General features: G+C 47.0%; 11 protein-coding genes. 4 read left to right on the top strand and 7 right to left on the bottom strand.

Annotated features, from left to right (window positions below):
* Positions 1–79: 79 nt before the first annotated feature.
* Positions 80–787, bottom strand: coding sequence for an SIMPL domain-containing protein (locus AAAT87_RS13990; protein WP_295024555.1), 708 nt, complete (start codon positions 785–787; stop codon positions 80–82).
* Positions 788–1,023: 236 nt separating this feature from the next.
* Between AAAT87_RS13990 and ald the strand changes: the two genes are divergently transcribed.
* The 3 genes from ald to rbr all read left to right on the top strand — a co-directional run bounded on the left by ald (position 1,024) and on the right by rbr (position 4,621).
* Positions 1,024–2,130 (top strand): alanine dehydrogenase, encoded by a 1,107-nt coding sequence (gene ald, locus AAAT87_RS13985; protein ID WP_349226753.1) that lies wholly within the window; start codon positions 1,024–1,026, stop codon positions 2,128–2,130.
* A 176-nt stretch (positions 2,131–2,306) separates the two neighbouring features.
* Entirely contained in the window at positions 2,307–3,923 is a 1,617-nt protein-coding gene (locus tag AAAT87_RS13980; protein WP_349226752.1) for a Na+/H+ antiporter NhaC family protein, read from the top strand.
* A 155-nt stretch (positions 3,924–4,078) separates the two neighbouring features.
* Positions 4,079–4,621, top strand: coding sequence for a rubrerythrin (rbr, locus tag AAAT87_RS13975; protein WP_153121892.1), 543 nt, complete (start codon positions 4,079–4,081; stop codon positions 4,619–4,621).
* Between the two features lie 128 nt (positions 4,622–4,749).
* Here the strand turns inward: rbr and AAAT87_RS13970 are convergent, their stop codons facing one another.
* From AAAT87_RS13970 to AAAT87_RS13950, 5 genes are all read right to left on the bottom strand, one after another.
* A complete protein-coding gene (locus tag AAAT87_RS13970; protein WP_349226751.1) occupies positions 4,750–5,538 on the bottom strand; it encodes a DNA/RNA non-specific endonuclease in 789 nt (262 codons plus the stop codon).
* Positions 5,539–5,598: 60 nt separating this feature from the next.
* Positions 5,599–6,651, bottom strand: a complete 1,053-nt coding sequence (gene mutY / locus AAAT87_RS13965; RefSeq protein WP_428848585.1) for an A/G-specific adenine glycosylase — start codon at positions 6,649–6,651, stop codon at positions 5,599–5,601.
* Positions 6,652–6,806: 155 nt separating this feature from the next.
* The gene (locus tag AAAT87_RS13960) at positions 6,807–8,060 is read right to left on the bottom strand and encodes a mechanosensitive ion channel family protein (protein WP_295024546.1); all 1,254 of its coding nucleotides are present in this window, start codon (positions 8,058–8,060) and stop codon (positions 6,807–6,809) included.
* A 45-nt stretch (positions 8,061–8,105) separates the two neighbouring features.
* Positions 8,106–9,383, bottom strand: coding sequence for a D-alanyl-D-alanine carboxypeptidase/D-alanyl-D-alanine endopeptidase (gene dacB, locus AAAT87_RS13955; RefSeq protein ID WP_298529484.1), 1,278 nt, complete (start codon positions 9,381–9,383; stop codon positions 8,106–8,108).
* Positions 9,380–9,787 (bottom strand): PH domain-containing protein, encoded by a 408-nt coding sequence (locus AAAT87_RS13950; RefSeq protein WP_254951300.1) that lies wholly within the window; start codon positions 9,785–9,787, stop codon positions 9,380–9,382. The genes dacB and AAAT87_RS13950 overlap by 4 nt, the downstream gene beginning before the upstream one ends.
* 169 nt (positions 9,788–9,956) lie before the next feature.
* Here AAAT87_RS13950 and nadB point away from each other — a divergent pair, with 169 nt between their 5' ends.
* Entirely contained in the window at positions 9,957–11,546 is a 1,590-nt protein-coding gene (gene nadB / locus AAAT87_RS13945) for an L-aspartate oxidase (RefSeq protein ID WP_089543750.1), read from the top strand.
* Between the two features lie 147 nt (positions 11,547–11,693).
* On the opposite strand, the gene AAAT87_RS13940 is transcribed toward nadB, so the two are convergent.
* A partial coding sequence (locus AAAT87_RS13940) for a hypothetical protein (protein ID WP_349226750.1) occupies positions 11,694–11,944 on the bottom strand: 251 nt, incomplete at its 5' end.

The following is an 11,944-nucleotide window of genomic DNA, read 5'->3' as shown; positions in this document are numbered from 1 at the left end:
ATAACAGCATAAATCGAAGATTATTATCATGAAATATAAACATTTTAAACAGGCCTTACTTTTTAAAGTGGGCTCATTACTAGTCTTTCAAAGAATAGGTAACCGTAGTCACTACCCTCACCTTTTTAATATAAGGTGTATTGGAATCTCTATCCTCTATCGAGAATTGCCCTTGGTCAGCGTTCATGATCTTATCAATCTTGCTCTTGCTGTTTTCGGCAAACTGAGCAGCAGTCTTCTCTGCATTCTCAATTGCCTCCTGCATCATCTTCGGCTTCATCTCGCGGAAAGCCACATACTCGTACTTCACCGGATTTTCGTAACCACCATCCACGACGGCCACACCTTTCTGAAGCAGGTCACCCTGTCGGGCGATGATGCCACGGACCACCTTCACATTGCGGGAAGTCACGGTGATGATCGACGTGATGTTATAACGGTAAGGCTGACGGTTTTCGCCATATCGCTCAGCATTGAGGTCGATGACCACAGGGGCATTGACATTGATTTCATTTGCCTTCACTCCATTTGCCAGCAGGAACTGGCGGATGGTGCTGGTGGTAGCGTTGATCTTCTTATAGAGTTGCGGCAAGTCGTTGCCAATCTCCTTGGAAACGATAGGCCATGTCACCTTATCAGCCTCAACTTCCTTTTCTGCCAATCCTTTCACCACCACTTTGCGGTCTTTGGCAATCACACTTTCAAGTCCAGACTTGACACAAAATCCAAGCACGATAATGCCTATGGCTAAGATCACTGCTTGCTTGATACCCGTATTGACATTCATAAGAAGTCCTCCATTTATTAAGTTTGAAATGCTTACGAGGACAAAGATAAGCAAAAAGATGATAGCAGCCATCTTTTTTAATCTTTTTTATGTTCTAATTTTAATCTTTTTTATGTTCTAATCTTAACCAGGCAAGAAAGATATGTTAAATCTTCTATACAAACGATACAACCTATTGATTTTTTCACTATCTTTATCCCGTTAAAATGATGTATAACCTTTAAAAACATAACATCATGAAGATAGGTATTCCAAAAGAAATCAAGAATAATGAGAATCGTGTAGGAATGACTCCTGCTGGTGTAGCTGAATTCATTCGACATGGACACGAAGTGATGGTGCAGCATACCGCTGGTGAGAACAGTGGCTTTGCTGATGAAGAGTATGAGAAGGTAGGAGCCAGGATCCTGCCCGACATCCAGAGTGTGTATCGCGAGGCTGAGATGATTATCAAGGTGAAGGAACCTATCGCCGAGGAATATCCACTCATCCATCAGGATCAGCTTGTTTTTACTTATTTCCATTTTGCCTGCGACAGAGAGCTCACCGATGCCATGATCAAGAGTGGTGCTGTCTGCCTGGCTTACGAGACGGTAGAAACCGACAACCATCATCTGCCACTGCTCATTCCGATGAGTGAGGTAGCAGGAAGAATGGCGATTATCAATGGTGCCTACTATCTGCAGAAGACCAAGGGCGGCAAGGGTAAGCTGATCAGCGGTGTGCCGGGCGTGAACCGTGCGAAGGTTCTCGTTCTAGGCGGTGGAACCGTGGGAGAAGCTGCAGCAAGAATGGCAACAGGATTAGGTGCTGATGTGTGGATTACCGATATTAGTCTGCCTCGTCTTCGCCAGTTGGAGATGGAATTGCCGATCAATGCGCACACCCTCTACTCCAATGAGCACAACATCCGAAAAGAACTTTCAGATGTAGACATCGTGGTGGGCAGCGTACTCGTTCCGGGAGACAAAGCTCCACACCTGATTACCAGAGACATGCTGAAGTTGATGGAACCTGGCACCGTACTGGTGGATGTGGCTATCGACCAGGGAGGATGCTTCGAGACCTCTCATCCAACCACCCATTCCGATCCGACATTCATGGTAGATGGCATTGTGCATTATGCCGTAGCCAACATTCCGGGAGCCGTGCCTCATACCTCAACCATCGCCTTGACCAATGCCACCCTGAAGTATGCCCTCGCTCTTGCCGACAAGGGATGGCGAAAGGCGTGCAAGGAAGACAAGGCTTTGTATCGGGGATTGAACATCGTGAATGGCAAGGTAGTATTCAAGGCGGTTGCCGATGTCTTCGGATTGGAATACGAAGAGATGGTATTATAGGAGATCGCATTATAAATTCATGAAACATAACTTTTAAGCCCTTCGATTCCGTTGGGTTTAAAAGTTATGATGTTTTTTGTGTGCCTTTCCAATGATAAAGATAGACTCGTGGGCAGCGATTCTGCAAGGGAATATTCAAAAATTTAAAAACATATTAATAATAAATGGATTACAACATGATTGGGACCGCATGGTCGTTACTGCCTCCCATCGTCGCCATCGCTCTGGCGCTGAAGACGAAGGAGGTCTATTCTTCTCTTTTTATCGGTATCATACTGGGTGCCGTTCAATATTGTATTTCGATGGGAACAGGATTCGACGGATTCCTCGTTCACCTGACCAACCACACTGTAGGTGAAGGCGATGATGCCAAGACATACGGTTTGATACATTGCCTTTCCGACCCATGGAATGTAGGTATTCTGGTATTCCTGGTGGTATTGGGCAGCATCGTTTCACTGATGAACAAGGCGGGTGGTTCTGCGGCTTTCGGCCGATGGGCTTCCAAGCACGTAAAGTCGAAGATTGGTGTGCAGATTGCCACCATTCTGCTCGGTATTCTGATATTCATCGATGATTACTTCAACTGCCTTACCGTAGGTTCTGTGATGCGCCCTATCGCAGTGCGCAACGGCGTAACCAAGGAGAAACTTGCCTATCTCATCGACTCCACAGCAGCTCCTGTCTGCATCATCTCCCCAATCTCCAGTTGGGCAGCAGCAGTATCGGGCTTCGTATCGGGAGGCGAGAACGGACTGGCACTTTTCTGCAAGGCGATACCTTATAATTTCTACGCATTCTTCACCATCCTCTTTATGTTTGGCATCGTGATCTTGGGCTTCGACTTCAAGGCGATGAGCAAATATGACGCAAGACTCAAAGAATGGTATGAACGCACCAACGGAGGAAAGCTCGACGAGGTGAGCGATACCAAGTTACAGATCGTGGAGCATGGTGTGGGAGCGAAGCAGGAAGAATCATCCAAGAGCAAAGGCTCAGTGAGCGATCTTGTGATTCCAATCATTATGTTGATTATCTTCTGCATGGCAGGTATGGTATATTCGGGAGGTTTCTTTGATGCCAACAATGCCAACTATATGAATTTCGTAGATTCCTTTGCAGGCAGCAATGCCTCTATAGGTCTAGTGATTGGTTCATTGGCAGCCCTGATTCTAACTATCGTGATGTTTACAGCTCGCAAGACCTTACCATTCGATGAAGCGATGAGTAGTCTGATCAAGGGCTTCGAGGCGATGGTACCAGCCATTCTGATTCTTACCCTGGCATGGACCCTGAAGAGTATGACTGACTCGCTGGGAGCAGCAGAATATGTATCCACCGTAGTGGCAAGCAGCGCTTCTGAACTCCAGATGCTCCTGCCAGCCATCATCTTCCTAGTTGCTGCCTTCCTGGCTTTCGCCACAGGTACATCCTGGGGAACCTTCGGTATCCTGATACCTATCTGTATCGCCGTATTCCCAGGGGCCGACCCTTTACGCATCATTTCCATCTCTGCCTGCATGGCAGGTGCTGTCTGTGGCGACCATATCTCACCTATCAGCGATACCACCATCATGGCGAGTGCCGGAGCCGAGTGCAAGCATGTGCATCATGTTTCATCTCAGTTGCCTTATGCCTTGACGGTAGCTACCGTCAGCTTCCTGACATTCATCGTGGCAGGTTTCACCCATACGCTGGGAATGGTAACCAGTGCCATCATCTCGTGGATCTTCGGTGTTGCCATGCTCGGTTTTGCTTTATTTTATTTAAATAAGCGCCAAAAAGTTAAATAGTTCTTAATTTATTTGTATATTTAAAATATGTTTAATATCTTTGCATAAGAAAAGTTGCACTCGGCAATTTGAAAGCAAGCTTTCATTGCGCTCGTTTGCATTTTCTTTGCAAAAGAATTTAATAAAGAACATATTAATATTATAAAAAAGACATTATGAAGGAATTGAAAGGTACAAAGACAGAGAAGAACCTCCAGGAGGCATTCGCTGGTGAGTCACAGGCTCGTAACAAATACACATATTTTGCAAGTAAGGCTAAGAAGGACGGTTATGTTCAGATAGCCAACATCTTTGAGGAGACAGCTGCCAACGAGAAGGAGCACGCTAAGTTGTGGTTCAAGTACCTGGAGGGCGGTGCTATCCAGGATACAGAGAAGAACCTGGAGGCTGCTGCCAATGGTGAGCACGATGAGTGGACAGAAATGTATCCACGCATGGCAAAGGAAGCTCACGAGGAAGGCTTCGAGGAGATTGCTGCCAAGTTTGAGATGGTGGCTGAAATCGAGAAGCACCACGAGGAGCGTTATCGCAAGCTCTTGAAGAACGTGCAGGACAAGCTCGTCTTCTCTCGCGACGGCGACTGCATCTGGCAGTGCTCTAACTGCGGTCATATCGTAGTAGGCAAGCAGGCTCCAGAGGTTTGTCCAGTCTGCAACCACCCACAAAGCTACTTCCAGATTGAGGCTCAGAACTACTAAGATTCTATTACAGGAAATTGAACGATAGGATAGGATTATAACATAGAACCTATCATATAGAAGACTTCCTATAGAACCAGATAAAAATCCCCTGATGCAATAAGATATGCATCAGGGGATTTTCTTTTTTACCACTGGTTGATATCGGCTTTTGCCTCTATCTTTTTCTCGATGTTATCAGGAAGTTTGGAGAAGAAGTCGTAGCCGGTAATACGCTCCACCTCATCTACCGAGTTGACAAAGTCCTTTTTCTGCAAGCCGGTAGCTCTCTGGTTGCGACAGATAAAACCGATGGCTTGCGGATTCTTGCCAGTTCGGAGGATTACCTTGAAGAAAGCATCAGGCACCACCACCTTGTTCTTACCCAGTTTGCGATGCTGCTTATTCAGGAATATCGGACCGCATACGATATATACCTTACCGTATTTCTTTGCCCAGGTACGACACTGCTGTTCGATACTATTCCAGACACCCGCATTCAAGGCATGGGTCTGGGGACACATATTGGTCATCAGGAAGCACTCGTCCATAGCCTTCTGATTCCACTTGTTATCGCCAGCCGGACAGAGATGACCCCTATCATAAGCGCTGTTGTAGTAATCAGCCTTCATTCCCTTAGGTGATGGCATATCCATATCATCCTCAAAGTCGCCACGCTTCAACTTTCCTGAAGCATGAGCGCGGGTCAATGACCATGCCACCCAATTAGGCTGACGGGTATCGTGATTATATGATACGGTATAGGCAAAACGCTTTCTGATGGTTTGCGATACCTTTTTCTTTGAAACCGGGATTTCCATTCCCGGTGCATCCCCCTGTGCAGCTGGCAACATAGAGGACGACAAGCCCAAAATAGAGAGCAAAGCGATGGCGCCAGCTATCACCCATCCTCTCATTTTCTTATTGAATTGAATCATCTTTATTTTATATGAAGAGATTATTATGTATCTTTATAAAGAGATCTTTATGTACTTATCCTATTCCGCAGGATTAATCTTTTCCAACATGATTTCTATCAGTCTCGGAACCCCATAGTCTTCTATCTCACTTTCCTTGATCCAGATGTAATCATCTGGGAGTGGAGGACGGTTTTCCGTTTCCAGGAGATAGAAATCGGCAAGAAGGATGCGATGAGTCAGTACGTGCTTGACATCTTTTGCCAGCAAAATCGGATTCTTCACGAAAGAAGGCAGCTCCTTGACATCGGAAACATTATAAGGCTCCCATAATCCCTGCCAGATATCACCTTCTCCACGGCGATGGATGGCAACCATCGGTTCGGATTTTCCTATACCATCCGCTGCCGAAGATTTACACCTTATATATATATAGGAGAGATGGCGGGTCTTCACCTTCACGGTCTTGTTCTTGACGGGCAGTTCCTCTACCCTGCCGCAACGCAAAGCCTCGCAGGTTTCTGCAAGCGGACAGAGCAGACACTTCGGAGACTGGGGGGTGCATTGAATCGCACCGAAATCCATCATTCCCTGATTATAGGATGCCGCATCGGAGGCAGGCAAGAGTGATTGTGCCAAAGCCGCAAACTCCTTTTTTCCCTGTGTTGAGTTGATGGGAGTATCGATGCCGAAATATCGGGAAAGCACCCGATAGACATTGCCATCAACCACAGCTGCCGGAATACCGAAAGCGAAAGAGCCGATGGCAGCAGCGGTATAATCACCTACTCCCTTCAGGGATTTGATGCCTTCAAGGGTATTGGGAAAGTCACCGAGAGCCACAATCTGCTTGGCAGCAGTATGAAGATTGCGGGCACGGGAGTAATACCCCAAGCCCTGCCAGAGCTTCAAGACATCATCCTCGCTGGCTGCTGCCAGATCTTCTACCTTGGGATAGGTCTGCACGAACCGTTCCCAATATTCCCAACCTTGGGCAATGCGGGTTTGCTGAAGGATGATTTCGCTCAGCCAGATAGCATAAGGATCCCTGGTTTCGCGCCAAGGCAGGTCTCTGCCGTTCTCACGAAACCAACGGAGTATTTCTGTTGAAAAAAAAGAGTTATTGATCATTATTATGCTTTTGCCCTTTCAGGGCGTTACTTTCTTGCTTTGGTCCTTTTAGCGGATTACAAATCCGCAATAGTTATCCATACGGCGGCGGATTGCAAATCCGCCGAAACAGTAACTATTCATAAAGTTCAAAGTTCAAATCTCAATGTTCAAAGTAATTACTGTTCCGGATATTGCTCGTAAATCTTCAGGCCGAATTCATTGGCAAGCGCATAGGCATGCTCCATGATGTCGGCAAGGATATGCTCATAATTAACCCATACCTTATCCTTGATGAAGAAATAGAACTCGATAGGAAGACCGCACTGGGTAGCTTCCATGTGGCGTACCATCAAGGTAAGTTCCGTATTCACTTCAGGGCGTTGACGCAGATATTTCTCCATAAACCTGCGATAAAGCTGGAGATTGGTTGGAGCCAAAGCTGCAGGATTCTTCAAGTCCTCAATATCCTTTCCTTCCTGAATATCCTTTTCTATCGCCTTCTGAAGAGATTCCTTCAACTTGAAAGAATCCTCAGTGGCGAAATGCTTGGCAAGCAAGGTCTGCTTCAAGGTTTCATCTACCAATCGGATGCTACGGAAATCAAAATAAACGATTCGCTTCGCTCTTCTTCCCCCACTCTTCTGCATGCCAATCCAGTTCTGGAACGAACCGTTAACCAGGGTAGCTGGCGAGATAGTAACGATGGTATTATCAAAATTACGCACCTTTACGGTAGTAAGTGACATATCCTCCACAATACCATTGGCATCTACCGACTTCACGGTAATCCAATCACCCTTGTGCAACATATCATTGCTGGTGAGTCGCACACCGGCAGCCAGACCGAGGATGGTATCCTTGAAAACCAACATCAAGACAGCCGAAGTAGCACCCAAGCCGGCAAACAAGGTCATCGGACTCTTACCCAACAGGATGGCAACCACTACCACTCCAGCCACAAAGAGCATCAATACCCTGAGCACACCGCAGAAGGTATGGAAATACTGCTGAGCCGAAGAGCGGCGCTCTCCGCTATTCTCCAATCCCTTGAAGGAACCGATGAACACCAATACCGTACGTACCGACATCACCACGATATAGATACCTGTAGCACGCTCCAGAATCTCCTTGAATATAGGATATTCCAGATAGATAAGCGGCATGAGCGACCATATTACCACTGCAGGCACGATATGACAGGCAGAAGTGAGCACCTTCTTGTTCAGCAACACATCATCCCAGGAAGCCTCCGTCTTTTCCGTAATCTTCGAGATCAACGGAACTACAATCTTACGACACAGAAAATCGCTCAGCATCGACAGCAAGATAGCGGTGATGGTGAGCAGGATATGACGAAGCATAGGCACGTAATCGCCGGTGATACCTGCCCATGTTATCATTTCATCTACAAATCTACGAATTTCTTCCATAAACTACAAACTGTAAACTATCAATTCTTAACTACCAACTCCCTATCATGGTTGGCAAAGCAGATTACAAACCTTGTCTGCAAAATGTCTGGCATTGCTACCATGCATGATTCCATTATTGATGATAGAGAAGCAAAGCTCATGTCCATTGGCTGCCGTACAATAGCCAGCCAGCGAGATGATACCGGTCAGGGTACCCGTCTTTGCCTTGACATTGCCGTGGACACTGCCTCTTTTCATACGCTTCTTCAGGGTTCCATCCACACCTGCTATAGGCAAGGAATGAATCAGATGCTGCTTGATGTTATCGTTGCGGAAAGCATAACGGAGCATCATCACCTCCAGCTCGGCACTGAGATAGTTGTAGAGCGACAAGCCCGAACCATCTGCCAGTCTGTAGCGGGAAGCATCCAGTCCCAGCTTATTGATCAACTGCCGTTCCACGTTGCGGGCACTCTTGGCACTTGCCGGACGGTTGCCCGTAGAAGCCGCAATCTGGTAATACATGCACTCGGCATAGAGATTGTCACTCTCCTTCATCATCTTATGCAGTACCTGGTCCATGGTATGGAAACGGGTACAGATGGTAAAGGCATTGGCAGGACAGGTCTTGGAAGAGGCATACATCTCCTCATATTCGATGCCTGCATCCTTCAACTTAGCCAGGAAACGGTCCATGAAGATGTCCTTGCGGGAGAACACCAATGGCGAAAGTACCGGATTATCATCATCCCAGCACCAGCCTTCGCCCAGCAATGCCGCATCCTTCATCGAACGGTCGGCATATACATTACCCCGAATGGTATCCACACCCATATCCTTGAGACTGTTGACAAATGCCGTCAGGTCATCACTGTTGAAACGGGGATCCATACCTCCCACACAGTAAACATCACCCGTCAGCACACCGTCCTCAATGGTTCCGGTATATTTCAACTGAGTCTTGAACTGATAGGAACCGCCCAACTTGTCAAGTGCGGTGATGGCTGTCAAGAGTTTCATCGTACTTGCCGGGCGCATCAGCTGTCGTTCGTTGTGCTTGTAGATGCAGGAATCAGCATCCATATCCCAGACCATGATCCCCACCTGCGATGTCTCAAACATCTTACTTTCCAAGAGTTTGCCGATACCTACCTGCACCGATTCGGGCCAAGGCAGCTTCAAAGTATCGGCAGCCAGGGAATCCAACATCGTGGAGTCGGTCACTTCCGTGTCGTCCTGCGGCTCCACCACTTCTCCTTCAATCACATCCTGAGCCTTCACCGGCATCGCCATGAGCGTAGCCATGATGAAGCTCATCATCATATATATAATCTTTTTCATTGTCTTTTACTAATTTCTTTCTCGAAAGCCTCTTCATTATCGGGCTGCACCGTTACCATATTATGATGTCCGTATTCTATCACCAGACAATGATCCAATCCCAGAAAGGTCTTAGCGGTATGCACGCTGGTGATGTCGCATACCGGCACATTCCTGTTGGAAGAGAACCTGCCTTCGTTGATGATGAGATATTCCATCTCGTCATCTCGGTCGATAGGTTTCACCTTCTTGAATGTATAGGTGGTATTCAGAATACGCTCGATCATGCCCACAATGATGATGGCAACGAAAATGCCAATAATCGCCATCTTGACCCAGAAGAAATATCCTGCCAGGAGGGCGAAAACCACCACTCCAACACGAGCCGTCGTATTGAAGCGCTTATGAAAAGTTCTATCTGCCATATCTCGTTCTTTTCTTTAAAATAGCGTTTTCAGCTACTATTTGATAGTCTAAAAGACTATATTACCTTAAAATTCGCTGCAAAATTACAAAAAATCCCTCTCTTATTACTCTTTTTAAAGAGAAATTAGTACTTTTGCAAACAATTAAGCATTATTAGAATAAACTCACATGGTTTATAAGTATGATTTTCTGATTATCGGCTCAGGAGTTGCCGGTATGAGTTACGCTCTGAAAGTAGCCAGAGCGCATAAAGGTAAAGTGTGTATGATCTGCAAAACCTCACTCGATGAGGCAAACACTTCATTTGCACAAGGTGGTGTGGCGTCAGTTACCAACTTGGAAGTAGATAACTTCGATAAGCACATACAGGATACAATGATCGCTGGTGATTACATCAGCGACTATCAGGCTGTGAAGCAGGTTGTCACCATGGCACCAGAGCAGATCAAGGAGCTCGTGCAGTGGGGTGTCAACTTCGACAAGCAGCAGGATGGCAAGTTCGATCTTCACCGTGAGGGCGGACACAGCGAGTTTCGCATTCTTCATCACGCAGATGATACAGGTGCTGAAATCCAGCGCGGTCTGATGGAGGCTGTGCGCAACTGCCCAGACATCGATATCAAGGAAAATCATTTCGCTGTAGAAATCATCACTCAGCACCACTTGGGTGCCCGTGTTACCCGCCGTACACCTTATATTAACTGTTACGGAGCCTACGTTCTGAATCCTGACACCCAGAAGGTGGATACCTATCTGAGCAAGGTTACCGTGATGTGTACCGGTGGATGTGGTGCCGTTTATCAGACTACCACCAACCCAGTCATCGCTACCGGTGATGGCGAGGCGATGGTTTACCGTGCCAAGGGTACGGTGGCAGATATGGAGTTCGTACAGTTTCACCCTACAGCCCTCTATCATCCAGGAGAGACCCACCCTGCATTCCTCATCACCGAGGCAATGCGTGGATACGGCGGCATCTTGCGTCTGCCTAACGGCGAGAGCTTCATGGAGAAATATGATGAGCGCCTGAGTTTGGCTCCTCGCGACATCGTGGCCCGTGCCATCGATAAGGAGATGAAGATTCACGGATTGGATCATGTCTGCCTGGATGTTACCCATAAGAATCCGGAGGAGACCAAGCGTCACTTCCCTAACATCTATGCCAAGTGTCTCAGCATCGGCATCGATATCACCAAGGATTACATCCCAGTTCGTCCTGCCGCTCACTACATGTGTGGTGGTATCAAGGTAGATTTGAACGGCTGTTCAAGCATCAACCGCCTCTATGCCCTGGGCGAGTGCTCTTGCACCGGTCTGCATGGTGGCAACCGTCTTGCCAGCAACTCTCTCATCGAAGCTGTGGTATATGCCGAGACGGCTGCCAAGCACAGTCTGGAGCATGTGGATGAATACGACTTCAATGAGAAGGTTCCTGCATGGAACGACGAGGGTACCCTGACCAACGAGGAGAAGGTATTGATTACCCAGAGCGTCAAGGAGGTGGGCGAATGCATGAGCAACTACGTGGGCATCGTGCGCAGCGACCTCCGACTGAAGCGTGCCTGGGACCGCCTCGACCTTCTTTACGAAGAGACCGAGAATCTCTTCAAGCGTGTGAAGGTAAGCAAGGAACTCTGCGAGCTCCGCAACATGATCAATGTGGGTTATCTCATCACCCGCATGGCAATAGAGCGCAAGGAGAGCCGTGGTCTTCACTATACCATCGACTACCCTGTTCACGCTTACGACAAGAAATAAAGTTTTTTTCAAGCTACCATATAAAGCCGCCAGGATATTCTCACACGATATCCTAGCGGCTTTTTCTTTGCTTATATGAAAGTTCAAATCCTTAATGACATTGATGACCACACTTTTGCAGCAAAGATTTTGGTAAAACGACATAAATCACAAAAATAAATTTTGGTAAAACGACATATTTTCGCCAAAAAGATTTTGGTAAAACATATTTTTTATGTAACTTTGCGCCCATAAAACATTGACATTATAAGGGGGGGGTGTCATAAGCCACATCCCATACGCCCTGAAAGGGCAGAAGCTCCTAGCCCAGGGCAGTGCCCTGGGTTTTAGAATAAATACAACAAAGTCGCCCTGAAAGGGCAAAAGCTTTGAAATTGAAAGCTTTTGCCCTAGATCGG

Origin of the sequence: Segatella sinensis, assembly GCF_040095255.1 — a bacterium.
GTDB classification, from domain to species: Bacteria; Bacteroidota; Bacteroidia; order Bacteroidales; family Bacteroidaceae; genus Prevotella; species Prevotella sinensis.
Note: the sequence above shows the minus strand (reverse complement) of the source record. Positions and strands in the feature narration are given on the sequence as shown.